The sequence below is a fragment of the Paenibacillus lutimineralis genome (assembly GCF_003991425.1).
GTDB lineage: Bacteria > Bacillota > Bacilli > Paenibacillales > Paenibacillaceae > Fontibacillus > Fontibacillus lutimineralis.
In genome coordinates this window covers 5,266,935-5,291,135 of the sequence record NZ_CP034346.1, presented here as the reverse complement: position 1 = coordinate 5,291,135, position 24,201 = coordinate 5,266,935, and the positions used below count along the sequence as shown (strand labels likewise).

Sequence of the window (24,201 nt, the reverse complement as noted above, 5' to 3'; positions counted from 1 at the left end):
AATAAATGATATGAAGTTTGTCGCAAAAACTCGATTTAATAATTTTTTATCCCCAAATGATATAAATTTATCCCTTCCGTTCTTATCCTGGAGGTCCCATGATGTAATATAACTCATATCACTTCTCAGGTACTCTTATCTTCATCGTCTTCATGAACAAAGAGAAGGGGCAATGAATTCAAAGTAAGATTTACATAATGAGGGAGGGGCGATGGCATTAATATACCGCTTTAGGTAACCGCTTTCAAGGTGCTGGATTTTGAAAATGATGATACGAACGAGATCGCGTGCAGCAGGCAAAGACTTTATTCTTTCAAGGCTTACGTAGACAGACTCTACAATACTTCCAAGAATAACACTTTTACTTGAACAAGCACTTATTTTCGAAATTTAGTTGAATAAAGGGGTGACCGGATTGCTTTTTCGTTTTCGTAAAAAGTTTGTTAGGGCTGCTATCTTTCTTCTAGCCCTCCTCTTGGCCTTTGGGCCATTGCTTGATTCCTCGCAAGTTTATGCTACTGAGCAAGAGCCTACAGATTCACAGATTGAAATTGTCCAGCCTGAAGAGCAAGAACCTTCCGAGCCAGCTGTAGAACTTACCCAACCTGAGAATGAAGCTATTGATGCTTCCACAGTATTAAGCAGTGATTCAGATTCCGAAGTAAAGTCGGGACCAACGAATCTTGCGATAGAAGAGTTGTCCCATAACCAAGTCGTATTAAAGTGGGATTTCATCGAAGGTGAAGCTAATGATATCGATATTTGGAATGCTGATACGGGGAGCTATATCACTTGGGGAAACCTCTGGACCAGATCTATTCCCGGTCTTACACCGGAGACTACGTATAGGGTGTATATTACCTGGAATAAAGATAGGCCCTCGAAAGAGTACAAGAGCAATATTCTAGAATTTACTACACCCGCCGATATGAGTGAATACAAGGACCCTCCTTTGACTCCGCCAAGTTATTTGAAATTAACCGATCTCAATGAACAAGCTGTAACTTTGAACTGGGGTGCCAGCCCTGAGGCAACTGGCTATGATCTGTATGTGAACGGCGTTTGGAAAACGGGGACCTGGGAGAATACAGCAACTTCTGTCACCTATTCGCTTGGTAATCAGATTGAAGTAGGCACCAAGTTCACCTTCACCGTCGGGGCTCAGAAAGCGGGGGTTCTGCCGTCTGTTGACAGCAATGCGGTGACGATCACCTGGGGAACGCTGGAGTCTCCGCAGGATCTACAAGTGATCACGGCGACTCGTCAGACCGTCTCCTTGGGATGGGCGCCCGTTCCGGGAGCAACGTCTTATGATGTCTATATGGATGGCACCTTCCTAGGCAGCAGTGAGGTTAATCGCTATGTAGCGAGTGGTCTTGTGGAAGGCAAGTCTTACTCTTTTGCCGTAGTGGCCAAGAACAAGCTGTGGGAATCTCCTATGAGCGCCGCGACAACGGCCGTACCGGGCAGCGATTATACATTAGTGAGCTATTATATGGCATGGTCCGTATACGAGAGAGAGTACTATCCGGAAGATGTTGATGTATCGAGGATGACTCATATCAACTACGCTTTCGCAGATCTTTGCTGGAAGAAGTCTGGCTCTGGGGGAGTTGAATGCCAGAACGAAGATATTCCACTACAGCAGGACTATGTTTTCGACGGTGAGATTATCGTAGGTGATACTGAAGTCGATCTGGAGAACTTTGCGAAATTCCGGGCGATCCGTGATGCACATCCGAACCTGAAGTTGATGGCATCTGTCGGAGGCTGGTCCTGGTCGAAAAATTTCTCCAATATGGCTGCGGATGAAATTACCCGCCGTGCTTTTGCCAATTCTGTAGTGGAGTTCCTAAGAGAATATCAGCTGGATGGAATTGATATCGACTGGGAGTATCCGGTTGAAGGAGGGGAAGAGTCGAACTCCAGAAGGCCGGAAGACAAGCAAAATTTCACCTTGATGATGTCTGCACTGCGGGAGGCACTGGATGCGGCAGGGTCTGAGGACGGGAAGTATTATCTGCTGTCCATGGCCTCGGGACAAGGCGATAACTTTGTGATCAATGCCGATTTTGCCAATTCAGCGGCTTATCTCGATTACATCAACATTATGACATATGACTTCAGCGGCAGCTGGCAGACGATAGCGAACCATAATGCTCCGCTGTATTATGACAAGAAGCTGCCTACAGAAAACGCGCCAAGAAATAACGTAAGAGGCGGGCTGCTGGGTCACTTGAACGGCGGCGTGCCGAATTATAAGCTGGTTGTGGGTATCCCTTTTTATGGGAAGGGTTGGGAAGGTTGTCCTACAGGCGGTGAATATCAGACTTGCGCCAAGCCTTCAACCTCCTTCGGCAGCTGGGAAACGGGAATATTTGATTACTCAGATCTGGACAGCAATTACGTAAATAAGAATGGCTATGACCGTTATTGGAATGAAGCGGCCAAGGTGGCGTATCTGTACAATCCGGAGAAGCAAATTTTTATTACCTACAATGATGAAAACTCCATGCTATATACTGCCTCACTGGTAAAATCGCTTGATATCGCCGGGACGATGAACTGGGAAATTAGCGGTGACCGGGACAATAAGCTGGTTACCGTGTTGAACGAAGCCCTGCCGATTGATGGCAAGGTAAACGATCGAGAATTACCAGCACCAAAGCTGCCAACAGTCGTGTCTAAATCTTCTAAGTCTGTACAGGTGAAATGGGATGCCGTAGAAGGGGCACATGCCTATGAGATTTATGTAGATAACCAATTCACGGGCTATTCCGACACAACAAGCTATACGGTAGGAGCATTAACACCTGCTACCAATTATAATATTCATGTTCTGGCGATCGATCGGGATGGCGAGAAGTTTAATAGAGTTTCCGCAGCGTCTGAGAGTCTTAATGTGAAGACAGATACGGATTCGGGTTCACCTTCCGGACCGTCCTCTCCATCGGGCGGCGGTTCCAGCTCTGGGGGAGGATCTACACCTACACCTCAACCAGAATCCAAAGACAAGGGAACGTTACCGCTGAAGATCGTTAAGGAAGGCGAGAAAGCTATCGTCACCCTTCCCGTCGCAGATACGGTAAAATCCATTAAAAATGCACAGACGACTTCCTTCAAGCTCATCATTGAGGAAGGATTGAAGCAGGCGGAAATTACGTTGCCGCAAGAGGTGATCGCGGCACTTGCCGAACTCGATAATTCCAGTCTAACCGTTGTCTTGAACGGAATGGAATTCAGCTTCCCGGTGTCAATGTTCCCTACCGGGACTATGGTTAAGCTGACGTTAGGTGCGATTGATCCTTCGTTGGAAGGAGCATTGCAAGCACTACTAGCTGGTAAGAAAACCTATGGGCAACCTTTCGAGCTCAAGCTCGAGAAGATATCTGCTGATGGCAAGACAACTGAACCGCTCTCCTTCGGTAATATTTATGTGAGTGGCAAAGTGAGCTTCAATGCAACGGGCGTTAATACCGGACGCATAGCAGGGGTAGGCTATATTCCGGGGAAGGATCATCTGCATGCTGTACCGGCCTTGTTCGGGAAAAATGCCGATTCGATTACGGCCGAGCTGAAATTAAATGCTAACGGTATTTTCACACTGATCGATAATGGAGGTTCCGGCTTCCAGGATAATCTGGAGTGGGCGGCTCAGGATATTTCATCGGCTGTCACGAAGATGATCGCTTCTGGCGATTCCACTGACCAGTTCGGAGCGAAACGCAATATTACACGTGCCGAAGTGATCGCCATGATCGTCAGAGGGCTGGGACTTATTCCACAAGAGAACAGTACAGCGCCTTACGCTGACGTAAGTCTGGATTCCTTATATGCTGAGGAAATTGCAGTAGCGAAGCAGGCAGGCCTGGTCCAGGGGAGATCCGCAGATCGCTTTGATCCGAATGCGGCGATTACTCGTCAGGAACTGGCGGTGATGCTGGCCAATGCGATGAAATACGCTGGCAAGAGTAGCACAGCTGATACCTCTGTGCTGGCAGGATTTAAAGATAGCCAAGAGATCTCAGCCTATGCGCAGAGCTCTATGGCACTGATGGTAGAGCAGAACATTATGAAGGGAGTCTCCGCCAACTCCTTGTCACCAAGCACGAATGTGACGAAAGCACAAATGGCCGTAACAGTCATGAGAATGCTTCGGTCACTTGGCTTATCGAATTAGTTGAATCGTTCATAAAGAGGGACTGTCCGTCCGGCTAAGTTCATCATGAACTCGGTCGGGGACAGTCCCTTTTGAATTCTCGTCCTTCATTAACGGATGGAGACACGGTAATGGGATAGCCAGAAATTCACCTGTGTCAGATAGGCGAATAATTGAGGTCCGGACATCAGTTGGCCGAACCAGGGCAGATTGCTGGACGCTTCTGGCGATGCGGCGATGGTGCGAATTTTATCCGCATCAATTAGAGGAAGAATCGGCGATGCTGGATTATCGAGAATGTCGAGCAACTGTCCTTTTACTTTAGCTAAATAGTCGGGATGATGCGTCTTCGGATAGGGACTCTTTTTACGGTAGAGGACATCCTCAGGAAGAATGCCCTCAAGCGCTTTGCGTAGAATGCCTTTCTCGCGCCCGCCAACGGTCTTAATCTCCCATGGAATATTCCAGACATATTGGACGAGGCGATGATCACAGAAGGGGACTCGAACCTCGAGTCCGGCGCCCATGCTCATCCGATCCTTACGGTCCAGCAGCGTGGGCATGAAGCGGGTAATGTTGAGATATGACATCAGTCTCATGCGTGCTTGATCTTCATTTTCCCCGTTTAAATGAGGGACTTCCGCCACGGCTTGGCTGTATCTATCCGCTACATACTGCTCGGGGCGAATCCAGTCTCTAATTTCAGGGGACAACAGGCTTGAACGAAGATCGGTGGCTACTGACCAGGGGAAGGTACCAGACTCTAGCAATTCCTTACGATGGAACCAAGGGTATCCGCCGAACACCTCGTCGGCAGCTTCGCCGGAAATCGCGACGGTCGCTCCTTTTTTGATCTCCTTGCAGAATAACAGCAACGAGGCATCGACGTCGGCCATGCCAGGCAGATCGCGGGCCAGAGTAGAATCCCTCAGAGCATCAACCAGCTCTGGAGTATCAAAGGTAATCCAATGATGCTCGGTTCCAAGCTCTTCTACCATTCGCTTAATCCAGGGGGCGTCCGCTCCAGGCTGGAAGCTGTGAGCCTTGAAATATTGGTCATTCCCTTCGTAATCCACCGAGTACGTATGCATCTGTCCTTGGCTTCTACGGTAGTAATCGACGGCCAACGCAGTCAGGGCGCTGGAGTCGAGTCCCCCGGACAGAAGAGTGCAAACCGGGACATCAGAGATGAGCTGTCGATCCATCGTGTCCTGCAGCAGCATGCGGACATGGGCCGCTGTGTCCTCTATGCTGTGCTCATGAGCCTGTGCTTCAAGCTTCCAATACGAGAAGCGACGCAGTCCCAAGCGGTTGAAGATCATAACCTGTCCAGGCAGCATTTCCTTGATGTTGCGGTAAACCCCGTGTCCAGGCGTTCGGGCCGGTCCGATAACGAATATTTCCGCTAACCCTTCAGGGCCGACCGAAGCCTCTACTTTCGGGTGTTGGAGCAAGGATTTTGGTTCGGACCCGAACACCAGAGTATCCCCTGCTTCGCTATAGAAGAGAGGTTTCACACCCAGTCGATCCCGGGCAAATAATATATGCTCGTGAACACTATCCCATATGGCAAAAGCAAATATTCCGTTAAGGCGCTCTACAGCATCAGGTCCCCATTCGATGTATGCCTGGAGCAGAACTTCGGTGTCGCAGTTGGTTCTGAAATAGCGTCCTCGTTGTCGTAATTCTTCTTTAAGCTCAGGAGCGTTGTAAATCTCTCCGTTATATACAATGGTATAGACTGCTTGTTCCTCTTGAATGGTCATCGGCTGAGCCCCGTTCTCCGGGTCCATGACACTTAGGCGGCGATGACCGAAGGCGCAGGGACCGGAAATCCATGTGCCTTGTGCATCGGGGCCCCTTGCCTCAAGGCAGGAGGTCATGGATAGAACCAGATCCAGCTCTTCGCTCAGATCCCGGTTCCATTCGATAAAGCCGGTAATTCCGCACATATGTGGTTCCTCCTCTCTATGATGCCTTCCGTTCCCGTTCGTCAAACCGGGCGAAAAGTAATAACACATTATGCCGGAAGGAGGCATAAAATGTCTGTCCCTTACGGAAAACTATGACTAAAATAGATGACCAGGCTTGAAGGGAGCGGAATAAATGGAGAAAAAAACGTATTATGTGTCTGTGCATGGACGTTCGGTACTTGATGATCCGCAGGCGACCTCTTATGAATGGGTGGTCCGTGCGACACCGGAGGAGGTTGATGCGATCAGTCATATGCTGGAGTTGCTCGGTGAGAAGGAAGATAGTACCTTCCTCGCTTATACCTATCCATGGCCAGACAGCCCAGAGGATACGGTCAATAGCAGCTATCAGAGCGTGCTGGACGACTTATACCGCGAGATTTACCGACTTGGTACGGAGGAGACTAGGCAGCTACTGAGTCGTATAGGATATGAGAACTAAGGAGCCGAGAGGATCAGTGTGAAATGTATTATATAAAAGATGCGAAGGTTACCCGGCTAACAGAAGTAGATGGAGTTGTATGTGCGGAAATCGCAGTAAGTCCAGGTGCGGTGGATGATCCCGAACTGCTGGTGTATGTGTCTCGTTCTGCTGAGAATGGCAGTGAGGAACAGTATAAGATCATCAGAATGATACGGAGTGATGCGAGGATGGAGACTGATTGGTTCAATAATGATCTGCATCAAGCATATGGCGTCATTACTGAGGAGCAGTTCGGGGATGAGGGGTGGCCCGAGCCTGCGGTACAGCGGGAGCAGTTCAAACAGCTATTACTTGGATATTTAGGGATCACCGAAAGCTTGAGTGAGAAGTTCACTTCCCACTCCGCATCCCATAAAATGTAATTAATCGTAAAATAAAACCTCTTGAAAAATAAGCCAGATGCGATATAATAAATATCGCATTCTTTTTTGTCCCAGTAGCTCAGCAGGATAGAGCAACGGCCTTCTAAGCCGTCGGTCAGGGGTTCGAATCCCTTCTGGGACGTAATGTAAAGAGCTCTCCATTGTGGAGAGCTTTTTTTGCGTCCTTTGGGATGAGAACCCCTTTGGGGGTTCGTCGAAGTGAGCCTAACTGCATCAGCAAGTGGGGGCGAGCGAAGTCTCGCGCCGGAGCGCGAGTACCCTGATGGGACGGAATTAGAGGTTTTACGTCCTTTGGGATGAGAACCCCTTGGGGGGTTCGTCGAAGTGAGCCTAACTGCATCAGCAAGTGGGGGCGAGCGAAGTCTCGCGCCGGAGCGCGAGTACCCTGATGGGACAACCCCATGTTTTGCCGGATCACTCGGACATTATTGACCGTTAGCGTTGATCCATTGGTACGCTGCCCTTGTAACGGACAATTATGTCCATCACAAGGGAGAGATGTCGTGGAAAACCGCATTTTTTTCTTCTAATGGTCAAAAGTGTCCGTTAGAAGAGCCCAGTTGATTATTTTTTGCTCAAACGGTCATTTTTGACCGTTTGATAAGGACGATCACGCTAGTTCCAGGATTCCTGCGTCCTGTGTCAGATGAGAATCCTGACCGTTTTGTCTCGAACACTTCGCGAGCTAAACTGGCTTTGGTGGCTCAATAATATGGATATATCCTATATTTTTAATTTCCGCATTCCCATATGTTTGCCCATACTGGGGCATGCCCCTATTGCATCCCACGGGATGAGAGCCCCGTTCAACCTCATCGTGCGCACTTCTCCCTTTGCGCTAGGTGCGGGGTCCGGGCACGCTTGGATGGCTGTCGACCATATATGTTTTCCAATGAACAACTGTTTGCCCCTTCGTTATCCTTCACCTTTATGGAGTGTTTTTGTCTGAATTAGAGAAGGTTGATAGGTGAATAGGTGTTTACAAAGCAGGGGTACACAACTATAATTGAAGAAAATAACCTTTATTTATTTTGCAAAAGGAGATTATATCCTAAAATTAATGAAGCATTGGGATCCAAGATAAAGAAAAAATCGATTAAGGAGAGTTGTACTATGCTGCATTCCATCATTCAATCTCTTAAGGGAGGGCTTATTGTGTCTTGTCAGGCCCTTGAGGGTGAACCTTTTTACGGTAGCGACTATATGGCACGCTTTGCTATAGCGGCTGAAATGGGCAACGCGGTAGGAATTAGAGCAAATACGCCACAGGATATCAGGGCCATCAAGAAGGTGAGTCATTTACCTTTGATCGGCTTATGGAAGCAAGAATATAGCGGTTTTGACGTTTACATAACCCCTACGCTGCAAGAGATCGAAGGTGTAATCGCGGCCGGAGCAGATATTGTAGCCATGGATGCAACCTTGCGTACCAGACCAGGAGGTGTGAATCTAGCGGATATCGTGAATAAGATCAGGGAGAAGCATCAGGTTTTATTAATGGCAGATGTATCCACCGTTGTGGAAGGAGAAGAGGCAGAAAAATTAGGGTTCGATCTCATCTCTACCACTTTGTCTGGTTATACGGACTATAGCCCGCAGAGTGAAGAACCGGATATTCAATTAGTTGCAGAACTCAGCCGGAAAGTCAGTATTCCTGTGTTAGCTGAGGGAAAGATTTATACTCCTGAGCAGGCATCACAGTGTATCCAAGCAGGAGCTTATGCCGTTGTCATTGGTGGGGCTATTACTAGGCCACAATTAATTACAAAGAAATTTACCGAGGCTTTACGATAATAATAGTTTTTATATCTAACTCATAGGTATATTATGCGCGGAGAGATTGATACCAATCAAGAATGCATGATGAATCGATAGAGATGGAGGTCTGAATGGATGCGGCATTCTGAAGAAGTGGCCATCGGTTTGGATATTGGCGGTACAAACATTAAATCAGGAATTGTAAATGCCAAGGGAGAGGTTGTCCATCACTTAAACCTTCCGACGAAGGCTCATGAAGGTGGGGAGGCATTATTAGGCCGAATTGCTGGAATTACGAAAGAAATGGAGCTTTATTCGGACAGTAAAGGTTGGAAGGTAGCGGGGGTTGGCATTGGAACGGCGGGACAAGTTAATAGCCGTACAGGGATTGTTATGGGGGCAACAGCCAATTTACCGGGGTGGTCCGGAATGGAGCTTGGTGAACGGCTGCAATCCCAAACAGGCTTGTCTGTACTGGTTGATAATGATGCGAATGCGATGGCTTTCGGGGAAGCATGGGTAGGATCAGGAAGACGCTGGAAGGATTTCATTTGTGTTACCTTGGGTACAGGAATAGGAGGCTGTCTGATTATCGATCACCGGCCATATCCGGGGCGCGACGGGTTTGCTGGAGAGATAGGACATCATGTTATTAACTTTGATGGCTATCCATGTAATTGTGGAAGAACAGGCTGCTGGGAGCAGTATGCTTCTGCGACAGGCTTGATGAGCTTGGTGAAGGAAGCTGGATTAGCATTGGCGGAAGTCCATAAGCCGGAAATGGTATTCGCCTTCGCGCAGAGCGGGAACGAAGCGGCCATTCACGTACTGGAGCAGTATACGCGGTATATAGCGACAGGGTTGGCGAATATGGTCCATATCTTTAATCCGGAAGGAATCGTCATTGGAGGGGCCATTACCAGGCAAGGAGACTTCCTGCTGAATCCCGTCCGTGATCAGTTATCGCAGCAATTGCTCCCCGTTTTTAGGGAGAGAGCAGAGGAGATTGAAGTTGTAGCGGCATCTTTGGGGGATAATGGTGGAGTCGTTGGAGCTGTAGCAGGCTATTTTATTTAAAATCATATAAAAAAACAAAAAGCTCTCCAATGACGGAGAGCTTCTTCTATACCTGACGTTAGGCATTGATACCGCGCTGATGCACCTGTCCTTTGGAAGAACGGCTGCGGTATAGGCTTGGAAGACGGAATAATACCAAGATGTAGAATTCAACAAGGGCGATACCTGCGAACGCATCGACAATGACATGCTGCTTGATAAGTAATGTTGAAGCGATAATGATCAAGGACATGCTGCTGATGAGAAGCGTATTTACACGGTTGCGGGCCGGACTGGTCCAGATCAAGCGCATCACCATATAGCTGGAGAAACAGTGAATGCTTGGGAAGCAGTTGAACGGCAGGTCGCGATTATATATATATTTTACAATTAGACTGAACGGGTCATTTCCGGTTACTGTTGGCCGAGGTACCGTAGTCTGAAACATTAAGTAGATAACGTAACAAGATAAGGCCGAGACCGTGTACAGCAGTAAGGATCGGTAATATGACTTGCGGTCTTTGAAGAAGAAATAAACAATACATACATAAATAAAAAATATCCAGATTCCATACGGAAGCGCGAAATACTTAATGAATGGCGTCGCCTGATCGAATGAGGTGCCAAGATAGTAGACCTGCGCCTTCGGGCGATTTACAAGTTTGTACAGAGCGCCGAGCACTGGAAAAATCAGCATGAGCAACAAGGGAAGCCAGCCTCTCCATTTCTCTGGGAGCCGCTCAATCAACTTATTCACATCATCAAAGCCTTTCTATAGGATAGTATGATTAGAAAGCATGCTATCTATTGTACATCGGTCCGTTATTTACTTCAACCTTTTCATAAGGGGATATTTGTAAAAATAACTAAAAGACCTCTGGACAATTCCAGAGGCCGAATCTTGTATAAGTATGGAGCGGGTGAAGGGAATCGAACCCTCGCCTCAAGCTTGGGAAGCTGGCATTCTACCATTGAACTACACCCGCATTAAGCATTATTTATTATAATCCTATGCAGCGGGAAGATCAAGGGGGAAGGTCATTGCTGAAGTAACAGCTCGATATCAGGTCGGATCGCTTCCGGCTCGGTACGAGCGCTGTACTGCTTCATTATATCGCCGCTACGGTCGATCAAGAATTTTACGAAATTCCATTCGATGTCTCCGGTGCGGTAAGGCTCGGGCGTATACTCCACAAGGTATTGATAGAGCGGGTGTGCATGCTCGCCTTTCACATCAATCTTGCTGAATAGTGGGAAGGTAACCTGATAATTGGTCTCACAGAAGGATTTGATTTCTGCCTCTGTACCAGGTTCTTGTCCAGCAAATTGATTGCAGGGGAATCCTAGAACGACAAAGCCACTTTCAGCGTATTCTGTGTATAGTTCCTGCAGACCCCGGTAATGGGGAGTCAGGCCGCAGCCGCTTGCCGTATTGACGATTAGCAGCACCTTTCCCCGATAAGGTTCCAGGGTTGTGACTTCGCCGGAAATGGTTCGTACCTCATAATCGTATATGCTCATGATCGCGCCTCCTATATTTTCATCCTACTGTCAGTTTAACCAATACAGCATTGAATGCCAAATTATACATATAGGAGGCGGACAGGTTAGGAGGAGCAACTGGCTGTGATCATGACGAAGCCGATCAGAGACAGCAGAATGCCCCCAACGCGCTGAGTCACAAGGGCAGCTTGGCTGGGAGCAGTGTCTTTATACCTCCATCCGTATGACATGTACCAGGCCGAGCTCGGAAAGAGAGTGGACACGGCCCCCAGAGCGATACATAGGACTGCAATTATCCAATTCATTTCTTCTCCACCTTTGCGGTGTTGTAAATAGGCGCTATTGTTACATCATATTCACCGTACCTCAGATGTTCGCTTCCAGAAGTGATTATTTCAGATAAGGATGAAGGTATCCGTGTAAAATGCTCCGTGTAAATGCATCCAACCAACCATTTGTCTTGAATAAGCCTGAGAAATCATAGAGAATAGTGAGAGATGTAGATGTAACTTAATGAGGGAGTGGAATAGTGGAACATATATCGATTCTGGTTGCCGATGACGAAGTGGAGATCGCTGATCTGATCTCGATCCATCTGGAGAAGGAAGGTTACCATGTCATCACAGCCTATAACGGACTGGAAGCGATGCAGGTCATTCTGTCGCAGCCGGTCGATCTGCTCATATTGGATATTATGATGCCGAAAATGGACGGCTATGAAGTAACGCGTCAGGTACGCGAACAATATAACATGCCGATTATCTTTCTAAGTGCGAAAACATCCGATTTCGATAAGGTGCATGGTCTTGTGATTGGAGCCGATGATTATATGACGAAGCCGTTCACACCAATCGAGTTGGTGGCCCGTGTTAACGCACAGCTGCGCAGATACACGAAGCTAAACCAGCCCAGGATAGAGCAATCTGCGGCGCTTGAATTCGGTGGGCTAGTGATCTCTGTCGACCGCCGGACTATAACTTTATATGGTGAGGATATCGTCGTGACGCCGAAGGAATTTGATATTTTGTATTTACTGGCCCGCCACCCGAAGAAGGTATTCAGTGTTGAAAATATTTTTGAACAGGTATGGGGCGAGGCCTATTTTGAGGGGAGTAATACAGTCATGGTTCATATCCGTACCCTGCGTAAAAAGCTGGGGGAGGATAAACAAAAAGACAAGTGGATCAAAACGGTGTGGGGGGTAGGGTATTCGTTCAATGGCTAGAGTCAAACGTAGTTTCCGTTCAAAGATGCTGATGTTGTTTGCAGCAAGCATGGGGATGTCTGGAGCTATCACTTATACCGTTTATAAGATTCTGCAAATTTATTACCGCAATAACGTACGGCTTGAGGATTCCATGGCATATTATCGTAAATTGATCCGGAGCATCGGTGATGTGAACTTTTTCCTGATCCTATTTATACCGCTTTCCATCCTGTTTTTTTATCTACTCTCAAGGCCATATTCGATCTACTTCAGACAAATTTCCGAGGGGATCAATCATCTTGCCCGTGGCGATTTCAAACAGAGGGTCCAGATTCCGTCCCATGATGAATTCGGAGCTATTGCGGAGGACATTAATTTGGCCAGTGAGCAGCTAAGACAAGCCGTTGAGAGAGGAGATTTCACAGAGAGCAGTAAGGATCAATTGGTCGTCAATTTGGCGCATGATTTGCGTACGCCGCTCACATCGGTTCTGGGTTATCTCGATTTAATCTTGAAGGAAGAGCAGTTAACAAAAGAGCAGGTCAGGCATTACTTAACGATTGCTTTTACCAAATCCCAACGTCTGGAGAAGTTGATTGACGAGCTGTTTGAAATCACGCGGATGAACTATGGGGTGCTGAAGCTCAAGAAGACGCCTATCAATATTAATGAACTGCTGATTCAGCTGAGCGAGGAATTGTATCCCGTCTTTGAGAAGAATGATTTAACGGTTCGCCTAGATATGGCTACACAGCTTGCTATGATCGGTGATGGAGATTTATTGGCTCGCGTATTTGAGAATCTCCTGACCAATGCGAGCCGGTACGGAACGGACGGTCAATTCGTAGATATTAACGGCTTCATGGAGGACGGAGATACGATCGTTGTACAAATTGTTAATTACGGTGAGAGTATCCCCGCTGATGATATGCCACATCTTTTTGACATGTTCTTTAATGGGGATAAAGCACGATCGCATCAGGAGGACAGTAAAGGACTTGGTCTGTTTATCGCCAAAAATATCGTAGAACAGCATCAGGGAACGATTACTGCGGAAAGCAGCTTGACTAGAACCGTGTTTGAGGTGCGCTTGCCGCAAGAGAGCAAAGCTACTGAATAATGCGGATAATTTAAGAAATATTTAAAGAATACCCTAATCTTTATTTTATAAGTTTCCTCTATTCTTAATAGGCAAGCAGATTTCAAGGAGGAAGCTAGAGAATGAAGAAGAGGGTATTTGTCGTACTGTTCATGCTGGGGTTATGCTATCTACTCATTAAAATAGAGCCGGTCTTGAAAGATAATGTGAAGATCCAAAGTCTTAGGCAGACTTATAATTCTAATTCGTCTCCACGTCTGGTGTCTCAGACCACGAGTAAAATGCAAGTTGAAAGAAGCCAAATATACCAAGGAAATCTGCTTCTGGTTAATAGACAATTCGCAGTACGACAGGAGAGTGTCAGAACAGATATTGTTAATTTATTCGATTACCCTAACCTGATGGAGGGCTATGGGGTGTATGATCGTAACATTCGTCTGTCCGAAGAAGTGGCGCAGAGGTTCATGGATATGGTTGCGGCAGCATCTAAGGATGGAGTTAACCATTTTCTGATCAGCAGCGGCTATCGGGATTTCGAGCAGCAGGACGTATTATATGAAGAGATGGGCTCGGAGTATGCTCTGCCGGCAGGGAATAGTGAGCATAATCTAGGATTATCACTTGATGTTGGATCGACTAAATCGAAGATGTCCGAGGCTCCCGAGGGGCGATGGATTGAGAAGAACGCTTGGAAATATGGATTCATTCTGCGCTATCCGAAGGATAAGATCGATATCACCGGTATCGCATACGAGCCGTGGCATATCCGGTATGTTGGCCTACCTCATAGCGCTGTTATGCATGAGAAGAACTTCGTGCTTGAAGAGTATATCAGCTTCTTACAGGAGGAAGGAAGGATATCTGCCGAGGTCGCGGGGAAGAAGTATACGGTAACCTACTATCCGAAGTCTCATAACAAGACGGTTGAACTTCCAGGGAGTAAGGAGTATGAGCTCTCTGGCGATAATGAAGGCGGGCTTATTATGACGGTGCAAGAGTGATGGCTGCAAATTGAAATAATTTAATAGAAGTAATTAAAAAATAAGCATTCCCCATCATTTCCACACATTTTCTGGGTAAAGTAACATTTAACAGGATATTCAAAGTGGAGGGTTGGAAGGATGAAAAATAAATTGAAAATCTGGTTGGCGATTGGAGCGATCAGCATCGTGGCTGTGGGTTGTGCCAAGTCCGAGGCTACGGAAACCGCCAGCAAGCCTGCGGACAGCCCGTCAAGTCCGTTAACTCTAACTAGAGAAACGCCAGTTGTCGATGGTAAGGAATACACGATTACAGCAAAAGCCAGCAATCTGCAGGTGTCCGCAGGTAAGACTCTGCCGGTATGGACATTCAACAATTCTGTACCAGGTCCACAAATTCGTGTGAAGGTCGGTGACACCGTCAAGATTAAATTGCAGAATGAACTCGAGGAACCCGTCTCTATTCATTGGCACGGTTATCCTGTACCGAATTTGATGGATGGAATTCCTGGGGTTACACAAGATGCAGTCGTACCCGGCAAAGCCTTTACCTATGAATTCAAGGCAACGATCCCAGGTACGTATTGGTACCACTCCCATCAGGATAGCGTTAATCAATTGGATAAGGGACTCTATGGATCGTTAATTGTGGAGGGTCCGGATGAGAATTACGACCGTGACTATACACTAGTACTGGATGAGTGGATGAGCGCTGACAGCATGAATATGGGGAGCCATGCTAACAACGCGAAGAACGGCGGGATGGAAGGCATGGATCATGGAAGCATGGATATGAGTGATATGGAAGGAATGGATCACAGTCAAATGGATATGGGGGACATGAGTGGAATGGGACATGACATGAGCATGTACGACCTCTATACCATCAACGGCAAGACAGGTGACGCGATCGATAAACTGACAGTCAAACAGGGCGAGAAGGTTCGAATCCGCTTGATTAATGCCGGTTATCTGACACATACGATGCACCTGCATGGCCATGAATTCAAGATCGTCTCCTCTGATGGACAACCTGTGAACAGCCCAGCTGTGATTACCGATCAAGGGATTGCTGTTGCTCCGGGTGAGAGATATGATCTTGAGTTTACAGCGAACAATCCGGGGAACTGGCTGTTGGAGGAGCATGGAAATGAAGCTCGGGTACAGAATATGAGAGCAGTCATCGCTTATGAGGGCGCGGAGAATAAGCAGACAGACGCATCTAATGCTCCTGAGGAATTGCCTCAATTCGATCTGCTTAAGTACGGCAAACAGGCAGAGACACGCTTCTCTCTTGATCAATCCTTCGATCAGGAAGTTCTGCTGAACTTGAACACGGCGATGAAGGGTGGCGAGATGGTCTATACCATTAATGGCAAAGTATTTCCAGATACCGATCCGATCCAGGTTGATAAAGGAGAGAAGGTCAAAGTCACTTTTATCAACCATTCCTCGAAAGATGATCATCCGATGCATCTACATGGCCACTTCTTCCAAGTGCTCGGCAAAAATGGACAACCGCTTGAAGGAGCGCCTGTGATCAAGGATACCCTTAATGTGAAGCCGGGCGAGAAATATGTAGTTGCCTTCGAGGCAGATAACCCAGGGGACTGGATGTTCCACTGCCATGATCTGCATCATGCTTCGGCGGGGATGGTCACCGATGTGAAATATAACGGTTATCAGAGTGGATACACGCCTGATCCGAATGTAGATAACATACCGGAATAACGTAATATAATGGTGAATGGATCTCAAAATGCATACCGTAATATGGAATGCCGCTTGCACTTGAAGTGCGAGCGTTTTTTTTGCCCTTGTCGGATGTAATAATTCCTCTCTACAGGTTGAGGGGCGTTTCTTAAACGTGCTTTAATAGGATTAAGAAGAATATGAGACGAACTTCTATATCAGAGTTAGGGAGGAGGAGATATATGACCGCGCTTGAATTTGAACCTCGGGATTATTCCGTCAGCTTTCAGGGGGAGAACATTCATCTGCTTGCAAAAGAGTACGCGCTGTTGCAGTTTCTGTACCAGAATCGCGGTCAGGTCTTCAGCCGGGAGCAGTTGCTCGATCAGGTGTGGCCGATGGAATATCCGGGGGAACGTACCGTGGATGATCATGTATACCGGCTCCGTAAAAAACTGAAGGCATGGAGTGGGAAGGTGCATCTCCACACGGTTCGAGGGCTTGGATACAGCCTTACGCTTGAAGAATCGTCAGGACTTGCGATACCTTCCTTGACGGATAGCGGGGTTAAGCAGCAGATTGGAGAATTACTCGACACTTACCTGCGGCTGGGGCAGAGCCAATCGATGCAGGCCCTTGTCAATCAGCAAGAAATGCTTGGCGTGAGTATCGACTCCATGCATCAAATGTTCCTGAAGTTTGTACGCGCGGATCTGGATTGGTTCCTGGAGAGTGATGAGGAAGAGTATGGAAAACTATATTGGCTGCTGAATTTTTATTGTGCTTTTTACATCGAACCGGAGAAATGCCTGGATTATTATGAACGGACCATTGAACTGGAGATATTGCCGTTTAAGATGCATCGGGAGCTGAAAATATTAAATATTCTTGGTCTATATGCCAAAAACAGACGGGTTGAAGAGGATCTGCTGCGTGTGCAGGAAGCGTATCGCGCTGTGGAAGAAGAAAATGGCGACTTGGATATTTTCAAAATTCATATTGCAACATCGGAGATGCAGATTCATCTGCTCGCAGGCCATATTGCCGAGGCAGAATGTTGTTCTATACATATTGAAGAGATGTTGGTCCAGACCCCCTATTTGCGGGAAATCGGCGCTTACTACAGTATAAAGGGCAGATTGCTACTTCTTCAGGATCAGCGCCAAGAGGCCTTATCAGCCTTGGAGTATGGTCTGAAGGCGGCTGAGACAGCGCATAATATACCGTTACTCATCGGGTTGGTCGTAGGCATGCTTCATTTTTTACAGACGACATATACGGATCCAAAACTGCTCAAGATGTTCCAAGCCCGGTATGATGAATTGGAAAGAATCTATAAACTTGCAGCATATAAGCGACCTATCGAACAGAGGATCGAACGGATTTTGGGTCCTGTCTGATATTCCTCTGATATTTCTCCGTTAGAGTGGATTTAATTCTTATTAACGGAGGAATATACATGTCTACATCTGTCTCTATCTCAACGGGGCCCCAGACCTCTGTCTGGCGTAATCGGATTTTTACGAAAATGTATTCGGCTTATGCCATTTCATCCTTTGGCGATTGGTTCGATGCCTTTGCCATTGAGATTCTGGTAGCATTTCGTTGGCGTGCTGATCCACTCATGATCGCCTTGATCCCGGTCATGATCGCTCTGCCCGGGATTCTATTCGGTTCATTTGCCGGTGTTATAGCTGACCGGTGGAAGAAAGTCAATCTAATGATGCTGGCCGATGCAGCCGAGACACTACTCACCATAGCGTTACTATTCGCCCCCGGTATGTACTGGTTGTTACCTTTGCTTGCGCTTCGGGCTACCATGGGTGTATTCCGTGTTCCTGCGCATCAGGCGTTAACACGCCAGGTTGTCAGAGAGGATCAATTGCTCAAGGCGACTTCATACAATGGGCTTGTTAATCAGTTCTCCAAAATTGTCGGCCCTCTTCTTGGAGCGGTAGCTTTGACGATGATCTCTCCGCAATTATGTATTCTGGTGAATGCTGTAACGCGCTTAATCTCTTGCCTCCTACTGTTTACACTGCGGCATATCGATCAGAATGAGCAGGCTGGGAAGCACGAGGAAGCTGAAGAAACAGAGGGGGATAAGCTCGGATTCATTCCGTTATGGAAGCAGGGCTGGGCAGCGCTCGTCAAGAGCCGTGCTTTATATAGTAGTTTTATCGTTAATATGCTCGTAATGCTGATCATTCTGATGGTTGATTTTCAATTTCCGACATTGTATCGGGAGATTGCTCCCCATAACGAATCCTTGATGGGGTGGATGCTGGCGGCTACCGGAGTCGGAGCATTTATTACCATTCTGCTGCTGAACCGGCTTGGTAAAGCGAGTTACGGGATTGGCATCGGAGGAGGGGCCGTACTTATTGGGGGTGCCTTTGGAAGTATGGGACTGCTGACGGCAGGCTCGCATGAGATATGGAGTATCATCCTGGGCCTTCTGATAGGTATCGGTAACGGGCTTAGTATTGTAACTTATAATTATCTGCTGCAGAAAGAAACACCTGAGGGCATGACAGGCCGGATTTTTGGTATTCAAAATATGTCCACCAGCACATTGATGATCGGTGCGCCCTTAATCGGGGGGATATTGATTCGTAGCATAGGAGTCAGCAGTGTGTTTTTCTGGTTAGGGTTGGTCGTCCTCATCATCGGCATTATTAGTCTGGCTATGCAGCGGATTTTGTGGCCCGTAGAGCTTCAGTCCTTACAGCGGCAGGAGATCAGAGAGGTATCCGGTTAAAGCTTGCTACAAATGGGGGCGATCCACCAATTACTAACGAAACTACAGATCGTTATTCCCTAAAAAACAGGGGTACCATTTAAATCTAACGAAACTACAGAACGTTATTTGAGCGAAATAGAGTTTCTAAGCCTCGGATTTACCTAAATAACGATACCCAGTTTCGTTATAATTTTCAGCGGATCAATTTAAGGGAAATAGCGATATGGGGTTTCGTTAGAGAAATATTAGTCTAGTTAAATGATTCTCACCTCTGCGCTGCAGGGCCAATCGGTCTCTGCGGCTTTTTCTTTGAACTGGTGATCTGCAGGGGATTAGAAACACCTTAAAAAATCACCAGACTACAGCATATGACGCCATGCAGCGTCGGCCTTCTCGGCAGTACTATTAAGAAAAGCTAGGAAGGAGGCAAAGAAGACTAGTGATGCATAACAAAGTGGACACGGCAGCGCGGCTACCCGCTGGCATGGCGCCTAGGCCAGGCAAGGATGGCAACATATGGCGCATGATATGGAAGTATAAGGCGCTTTATCTGATTTCCATCCCCAGCATCCTTTATTTTCTGATCTTTAAATATATTCCGCTGGGCGGCTCGATCATTGCATTCCAGGAATATAACATTTTCAAAGGCTTCGGCGGCAGCGAGTGGGTGGGGTTCGCTCATTTTGCTGAAATGTTCAGGCATTATGATTTTCTGCGGATTTTGAAAAATACGGTGCTGATCGGGCTGTACGATCTAGTTTTTGCTTTTCCCGCACCGATTATTTTAGCGCTCCTACTTAATGAACTGCGGCTGGTGATGTTCAAACGGGTTGTACAAACCGTGGTATATATGCCGCATTTTCTCTCCTGGGTGGTCATTGCCGGTATGTCAGTAGCGATTTTATCGCCAACGACGGGGATTTTAAATCAGCTGTTAGGCTGGTTTGGCTTCGACCCTCTATATTTTCTCGGGGATAATGCTTATATCCGTGGTGTACTTATCGGATCCGGAGTTTGGCGCGACACCGGTTATGGCACCATTCTATATTTAGCAGCTTTGGCGGGTATCAATCCGGAACTGTATGAAGCGGCGCAAATCGATGGGGCTAACCGCTGGAAGCAGACGCTAAGAATCACCCTGCCGGCACTGCTGCCGACGATCATGATTCTATTTTTGCTTCATATCGGGAAATTCCTCGATTTCGGTTTTGAACGGGTGTGGGTGTTCCTGAATGCGCTGAATACCGAAAATGGTGAAATTCTAGATACTTATATTTACAGGGCGGGGCTTCTGTCGCAGCAGTATAGCTATACGACAGCGGTTGGAATATTCAAGTCGCTTGTTGGTCTGGCTCTGGTAATGACCGGGAATTTCTTCAGCCGGAAAACGACGGGCGAGAGCCTGTACTGATGGGGAGGGAGAACAGAGTGTATCCGAAATCATCGACAAGCTATAAAGTATTCAATATGTTGAATATCCTGTTCTTGACTCTGATCGGGCTGATGATGTTTCTGCCGTTCCTGAATGTCATCGCACAGTCGTTCAGCTCATCTAGCGCCATTACCGAAGGGAAGGTAAGCTTCTGGCCAGTAGAGTTCACCCTGATCAATTACGAATATGTGTTCAATGATGTCTCAATCTGGCGGGCATTTGGAGTATCCGTGTTCGTGACCTTAGTTGGCACGATGATTAATCTGATCGCCACAGCGACGCTAGCTTATCCGGTATCGCGGCAAGAATATGTGGGCCGAAGGGTTATTGTGCTTATGGTTCTGGTGACGATGATATTTAGCGCACCGCTGATTCCGAATTTTCTGCTGATCAAAAATCTACATTTAATGAATACACCGTGGGCATTAATACTTCCCGGCGCGATCAGCGCATTTAACTTTTTCGTCATGCATTCGTTCTTCAAGCAGCTGCCGCCGGAAATTATCGATTCCGCACGAATCGACGGCTGCGGAGAGCTGGGCATCATGATCCGTATGGTGACGCCGTTGTCCAAGCCGGTGATGGCTTCGCTTGGTATCTTCTATGCCGTTAGCCATTGGAATGCCTATATGGGGGCGCTCTATTATATTGATCAACCAAAATGGTGGCCGCTGCAGGTCAAGCTGAAGCGAATGTTCGAGACGGATGACATCAGCATTGATCCGGGAGCTTCGCAATTCAGCGATCTGGCCCATACCTCGCCAGAAGGAATTAAGATGGCAACGATCATTATCGCGACGCTGCCGATCATTATGATCTACCCATTTTTACAAAGACATTTTGTGAAAGGGCTTACAATAGGGGCGGTAAAAGCTTGATCTGTTCTGGACTTTTAGAGTTCTCATTTTCTATAATCTTAAAAAATGACAGGTAAACATGAAGTAGCAACCTCACGCTTGCTAGAATTTTAAGGATACAATCTTCTTACAAAATGAAGCTACCCGCAAATGTAAATTCAATTATCGGGAAAGAGGGGATCGGTTTGAAGAAGTGGGCAAGCTTGATGTTAACCTGTATGTTCGCCATCAGCTTATTGGCAGGATGCGGGGGGAAAGACGAAGCGAAGGAGAAGGCTCCAGGAGCTGCCGAACAACAGGCAGAATCGGGGGACACGGTGACGAAATTCTCGATATCGCTGCGGACGCTTAATTTCGGGTATGTAGAGCAATCGCCGGACATCAATGCGGATAAATGGGTGAAACGGCTGGAGGAGCTAACAAATACCGATATGGACATCCGTCTCGTGCCGCATAAGGAGTATGAGCAGAAGATGGCGCAAATGTTCGCCACCAATGATATTCCGGACGTAGTGCAGGGCCAGGGCGGCACGACCGGCAAAGAAATGGCCGGCTCTGTGGAGGCGGGGGTATTCATGCCGCTGGACGATCTTCTGAAGCAATATGGTCCGAATCTGCTCAAGAAAATTCCACAAGAAGCATGGAATCGTATGAGCTATCAAGGTAAAATCTATGGTATCCCGGAGTGGCTGGGAAATCCTTCCCGCCGCGCTACGTGGATCCGTAAGGATCTGCTCGACAAGACGGGACTGCCTGTGCCTAAGACGGTGGACGATTATTTGAATGTGCTGCGTGCCTTCAAGGAATTGGGGGTTGAGAATCCGTATATGGGACGGCAGGATTTTAAATATGCCGATACGTTTTTCGGAGCTTATGATGTGTTTCCGTATCTGAGTCAGTTCGAGGAAGTAGATGGCCAGATACAGCCGAAATTCCTTGACGCAGACAATATGATGAAAGCGCTATCTACTTATAAAACAATGTTTGATGAAGGGCTGATCAATAAGGAGTTCGCCACGATCAACCCGACGACATTCAAGAATACGATCTTGGCCGGCAAAGCGGGCATCTGGTCAATGAATGCCAATGAGCTGATCCAGTGGAAGACGCAGCTGAAGGAGAGTGTACCGGAGGCTGAGCTTGCCATCATTCCTTCTCCGGTCGGACCGGACGGAAAGGGTGGATATTATCTCTATGGCGATGTGGCCCGTTCCTACTTTATTAATGCGAAATATAAGCATCCGGAGAAGGTCATTCAGTTCTTCGATTGGATGATATCGGATGAAGCCGAGCAGTTCTTCACTTTCGGAGTTGAAGGAGAGGATTACACGAAGGATGGAGACAAAATGGATTACAAACAGCCAACCGATGTTCAGGCAGTTGACGAAGAGCGTTATCGCCAGGCATTTCTGTGGATGGTTCAGGATACAACCTACAATAAAGGCTCATTAAGCTTAACAGAGGAAGGCAGAAATCTGATGAGCGTGTTCGACAATACGCTGGCCAATGAGGGCCGGGATGGGATCGAATTCGATCCGCGGCTAGAAGCGTTGAAGAAGAACCCGGATATTACGCCGTTGTCTGATACGCCTCCGCCATTGCTCATTACTCATATGGTGAAGATGGTGTACGGCCAGGAGCCGATCGAGAATTGGCCTAAAGTCATCGAGGAATGGAAGTCCAAAGGGGGAAATGACGTCCTCAAGGAAGCGAATGATCGTTACCAGTCCAAAGAGGGGGCATTCCTACCGAGAAAATAAATCTGGACCACCTCGCGGATGGTTATCTGGACAGCTACTGATCAAAATACGAAATCGAAAGGAGCTGCTACTCAAGCATGTACCGAATTCTCATTGTGGACGATGAACCTATGATTCTAAAAGGATTGGCGGTATTTTTGCAGCAGTCCGGCATGGACATCGCTTCGATCCGCCAGGCCGCGAATGGCGAGGAGGCACTTGCCGCGATTCAGGAGGGGCTCCCCGATTTTGTGTTTACCGATATCCGGATGCCGGTGATGGATGGTCTGGCATTGTGCGCACGGATTGAGGAGATGAATGTACCGATTCAGACGGTGGTCATCTCGGGCTACGGCGATTTCACGTACGCGCAGACCTGCATCAGTTACGGGGTGAAGGAATATTTACTCAAACCAATCAGTAAGCGAGATTTGCAGGATACGCTGCGCAAGCTTGTACAGCGAGCGGAAGCTGTCAAGACTGCTTCTTCCTATCTGTCTGTCGCCAAAGCCGATGAATGGATCCAGGAGATGGAGCAAGCGGTCTATTATTTGAACCAGGAACGGGTTGGGGAGCTTCTGCGGATCCGGGAACAGGAAATGGGCTCTTATCAATGGCCGGATACGGAGCGAACGAAGATGCTGGTAGAGCTCCATGTCCTGCTGGAGAAGAAGCTGAAGGCCCGGGATGTGAATATTCTGCTGCCTCCGTTCAAACCTGAGCAAGGCATGTTGTTCTCCACCGTTTACCGCTATTTTGCCGATGGAATCCGAGAAACCTTGTGCTTTCTGCAGAAACGGCGGAAGGGAAAGCTGAGGGATCCGATAGAAGAAGTGAAGAAATATATTGAACAAAATCTGGGCAGTGAAATATCGCTGGAGGAGGCCGCCGAGCTACTCGGGCTTCATCCGAATTATTTTAGCGTCATGTTCAAACAGATGACCGGCGAGACCTTTGTGCAGTACCGGACGAAACGTCGTATGGAGCATGCCAAGCGGATGCTGGGCGAAGAGCGGTATCGAATTACGGATATTTCCTATGCGGTTGGGTATGCCGATCACTCCAACTTCACCAAGACCTTCAAAAAATACGAAGGCATCTCGCCTTCGGAATACCGTCAGAAGCTGGGAATCTGA

General features: G+C 47.5%; 19 protein-coding genes and 2 tRNA genes. 16 read left to right on the top strand and 5 right to left on the bottom strand.

Going from position 1 to position 24,201, the window contains the following annotated elements:
* Window positions 1-415 precede the first annotated feature (415 nt).
* Window positions 416-4,180, top strand: coding sequence for a glycosyl hydrolase family 18 protein (locus tag EI981_RS23360; RefSeq protein WP_227011558.1), 3,765 nt, complete (start codon window positions 416-418; stop codon window positions 4,178-4,180).
* A gap of 89 nt (window positions 4,181-4,269) precedes the next feature.
* Here EI981_RS23360 and asnB read toward each other — a convergent pair whose 3' ends face one another.
* Window positions 4,270-6,111, bottom strand: coding sequence for an asparagine synthase (glutamine-hydrolyzing) (gene asnB, locus EI981_RS23355; protein ID WP_127002334.1), 1,842 nt, complete (start codon window positions 6,109-6,111; stop codon window positions 4,270-4,272).
* Window positions 6,112-6,265: 154 nt separating this feature from the next.
* Between asnB and EI981_RS23350 the strand changes: the two genes are divergently transcribed.
* The 5 genes from EI981_RS23350 to EI981_RS23330 all read left to right on the top strand — a co-directional run bounded on the left by EI981_RS23350 (window position 6,266) and on the right by EI981_RS23330 (window position 9,834).
* A complete protein-coding gene (locus EI981_RS23350; protein WP_127002332.1) occupies window positions 6,266-6,574 on the top strand; it encodes a hypothetical protein in 309 nt (102 codons plus the stop codon).
* 23 nt (window positions 6,575-6,597) lie between these two features.
* The gene (locus EI981_RS23345) at window positions 6,598-6,978 is read left to right on the top strand and encodes a hypothetical protein (protein ID WP_127002330.1); all 381 of its coding nucleotides are present in this window, start codon (window positions 6,598-6,600) and stop codon (window positions 6,976-6,978) included.
* A 68-nt stretch (window positions 6,979-7,046) separates the two neighbouring features.
* A tRNA-Arg gene (locus EI981_RS23340) sits at window positions 7,047-7,120 on the top strand.
* A gap of 992 nt (window positions 7,121-8,112) precedes the next feature.
* Window positions 8,113-8,793 (top strand): N-acetylmannosamine-6-phosphate 2-epimerase, encoded by a 681-nt coding sequence (locus EI981_RS23335; protein WP_127002328.1) that lies wholly within the window; start codon window positions 8,113-8,115, stop codon window positions 8,791-8,793.
* A 99-nt stretch (window positions 8,794-8,892) separates the two neighbouring features.
* Window positions 8,893-9,834, top strand: a complete 942-nt coding sequence (locus EI981_RS23330; protein ID WP_127002326.1) for an ROK family protein — start codon at window positions 8,893-8,895, stop codon at window positions 9,832-9,834.
* A gap of 58 nt (window positions 9,835-9,892) precedes the next feature.
* Here EI981_RS23330 and EI981_RS23325 read toward each other — a convergent pair whose 3' ends face one another.
* From EI981_RS23325 to EI981_RS23310, 4 genes are all read right to left on the bottom strand, one after another.
* Window positions 9,893-10,570 (bottom strand): phosphatase PAP2 family protein, encoded by a 678-nt coding sequence (locus EI981_RS23325; protein WP_127002324.1) that lies wholly within the window; start codon window positions 10,568-10,570, stop codon window positions 9,893-9,895.
* 155 nt (window positions 10,571-10,725) lie between these two features.
* Window positions 10,726-10,799: transfer RNA gene (locus EI981_RS23320), tRNA-Gly, on the bottom strand.
* 52 nt (window positions 10,800-10,851) lie between these two features.
* The gene (locus EI981_RS23315; RefSeq protein ID WP_127002322.1) at window positions 10,852-11,334 is read right to left on the bottom strand and encodes a glutathione peroxidase; all 483 of its coding nucleotides are present in this window, start codon (window positions 11,332-11,334) and stop codon (window positions 10,852-10,854) included.
* A gap of 86 nt (window positions 11,335-11,420) precedes the next feature.
* Window positions 11,421-11,621, bottom strand: coding sequence for a DUF6199 family natural product biosynthesis protein (locus EI981_RS23310; protein WP_127002320.1), 201 nt, complete (start codon window positions 11,619-11,621; stop codon window positions 11,421-11,423).
* Window positions 11,622-11,845: 224 nt separating this feature from the next.
* Between EI981_RS23310 and EI981_RS23305 the strand changes: the two genes are divergently transcribed.
* From EI981_RS23305 to EI981_RS23260, 10 genes are all read left to right on the top strand, one after another.
* Window positions 11,846-12,541, top strand: a complete 696-nt coding sequence (locus EI981_RS23305) for a response regulator transcription factor (protein WP_127002318.1) — start codon at window positions 11,846-11,848, stop codon at window positions 12,539-12,541.
* On the top strand, window positions 12,534-13,643 hold the full coding sequence (locus EI981_RS23300) for a HAMP domain-containing sensor histidine kinase (protein ID WP_127002316.1): 1,110 nt from the start codon (window positions 12,534-12,536) through the stop codon (window positions 13,641-13,643). The genes EI981_RS23305 and EI981_RS23300 overlap by 8 nt, the downstream gene beginning before the upstream one ends.
* 101 nt (window positions 13,644-13,744) lie before the next feature.
* A complete protein-coding gene (locus EI981_RS23295) occupies window positions 13,745-14,623 on the top strand; it encodes a M15 family metallopeptidase (protein WP_127002314.1) in 879 nt (292 codons plus the stop codon).
* Window positions 14,624-14,743: 120 nt separating this feature from the next.
* Window positions 14,744-16,333: a multicopper oxidase family protein gene (locus tag EI981_RS23290; RefSeq protein WP_127002312.1), complete on the top strand. Its 1,590-nt coding sequence runs from the start codon at window positions 14,744-14,746 to the stop codon at window positions 16,331-16,333.
* A gap of 203 nt (window positions 16,334-16,536) precedes the next feature.
* Window positions 16,537-17,694, top strand: coding sequence for a winged helix-turn-helix domain-containing protein (locus EI981_RS23285; protein ID WP_162616254.1), 1,158 nt, complete (start codon window positions 16,537-16,539; stop codon window positions 17,692-17,694).
* Between the two features lie 59 nt (window positions 17,695-17,753).
* Window positions 17,754-19,055 carry an MFS transporter gene (locus EI981_RS23280; RefSeq protein WP_127002308.1) on the top strand — a complete coding sequence of 434 codons (1,302 nt, stop codon included), beginning with the start codon at window positions 17,754-17,756 and terminating at the stop codon, window positions 19,053-19,055.
* 466 nt (window positions 19,056-19,521) lie between these two features.
* Window positions 19,522-20,448 carry an ABC transporter permease gene (locus tag EI981_RS23275; RefSeq protein WP_127004939.1) on the top strand — a complete coding sequence of 309 codons (927 nt, stop codon included), beginning with the start codon at window positions 19,522-19,524 and terminating at the stop codon, window positions 20,446-20,448.
* A 56-nt stretch (window positions 20,449-20,504) separates the two neighbouring features.
* Window positions 20,505-21,347 carry a carbohydrate ABC transporter permease gene (locus EI981_RS23270; RefSeq protein ID WP_227011938.1) on the top strand — a complete coding sequence of 281 codons (843 nt, stop codon included), beginning with the start codon at window positions 20,505-20,507 and terminating at the stop codon, window positions 21,345-21,347.
* 113 nt (window positions 21,348-21,460) lie between these two features.
* The gene (locus tag EI981_RS23265; RefSeq protein ID WP_227011557.1) at window positions 21,461-23,086 is read left to right on the top strand and encodes an extracellular solute-binding protein; all 1,626 of its coding nucleotides are present in this window, start codon (window positions 21,461-21,463) and stop codon (window positions 23,084-23,086) included.
* A gap of 77 nt (window positions 23,087-23,163) precedes the next feature.
* The gene (locus EI981_RS23260; RefSeq protein ID WP_127002304.1) at window positions 23,164-24,201 is read left to right on the top strand and encodes a response regulator; all 1,038 of its coding nucleotides are present in this window, start codon (window positions 23,164-23,166) and stop codon (window positions 24,199-24,201) included.

Excerpts from the sequence above, each read along its gene's own strand:
- EI981_RS23330 (WP_127002326.1), top strand. The coding sequence starts at position 8,893 with ATGCGGCATTCTGAAGAAGTGGCCATCGGTTTGGATATTGGCGGTACA.
- EI981_RS23315 (WP_127002322.1), bottom strand. The coding sequence starts at position 11,334 with ATGAGCATATACGATTATGAGGTACGAACCATTTCCGGCGAAGTCACA.
- EI981_RS23300 (WP_127002316.1), top strand. The coding sequence starts at position 12,534 with ATGGCTAGAGTCAAACGTAGTTTCCGTTCAAAGATGCTGATGTTGTTT.
- EI981_RS23335 (WP_127002328.1), top strand. The coding sequence starts at position 8,113 with ATGCTGCATTCCATCATTCAATCTCTTAAGGGAGGGCTTATTGTGTCT.
- EI981_RS23345 (WP_127002330.1), top strand. The coding sequence starts at position 6,598 with ATGTATTATATAAAAGATGCGAAGGTTACCCGGCTAACAGAAGTAGAT.
- EI981_RS23350 (WP_127002332.1), top strand. The coding sequence starts at position 6,266 with ATGGAGAAAAAAACGTATTATGTGTCTGTGCATGGACGTTCGGTACTT.
- EI981_RS23265 (WP_227011557.1), top strand. The coding sequence starts at position 21,461 with ATGAAGCTACCCGCAAATGTAAATTCAATTATCGGGAAAGAGGGGATC.
- EI981_RS23275 (WP_127004939.1), top strand. The coding sequence starts at position 19,522 with ATGGCGCCTAGGCCAGGCAAGGATGGCAACATATGGCGCATGATATGG.
- EI981_RS23295 (WP_127002314.1), top strand. The coding sequence starts at position 13,745 with ATGAAGAAGAGGGTATTTGTCGTACTGTTCATGCTGGGGTTATGCTAT.
- EI981_RS23280 (WP_127002308.1), top strand. The coding sequence starts at position 17,754 with ATGTCTACATCTGTCTCTATCTCAACGGGGCCCCAGACCTCTGTCTGG.
- asnB (WP_127002334.1), bottom strand. The coding sequence starts at position 6,111 with ATGTGCGGAATTACCGGCTTTATCGAATGGAACCGGGATCTGAGCGAA.
- EI981_RS23285 (WP_162616254.1), top strand. The coding sequence starts at position 16,537 with ATGACCGCGCTTGAATTTGAACCTCGGGATTATTCCGTCAGCTTTCAG.
- EI981_RS23260 (WP_127002304.1), top strand. The coding sequence starts at position 23,164 with ATGTACCGAATTCTCATTGTGGACGATGAACCTATGATTCTAAAAGGA.
- EI981_RS23290 (WP_127002312.1), top strand. The coding sequence starts at position 14,744 with ATGAAAAATAAATTGAAAATCTGGTTGGCGATTGGAGCGATCAGCATC.
- EI981_RS23270 (WP_227011938.1), top strand. The coding sequence starts at position 20,505 with ATGTTGAATATCCTGTTCTTGACTCTGATCGGGCTGATGATGTTTCTG.
- EI981_RS23310 (WP_127002320.1), bottom strand. The coding sequence starts at position 11,621 with ATGAATTGGATAATTGCAGTCCTATGTATCGCTCTGGGGGCCGTGTCC.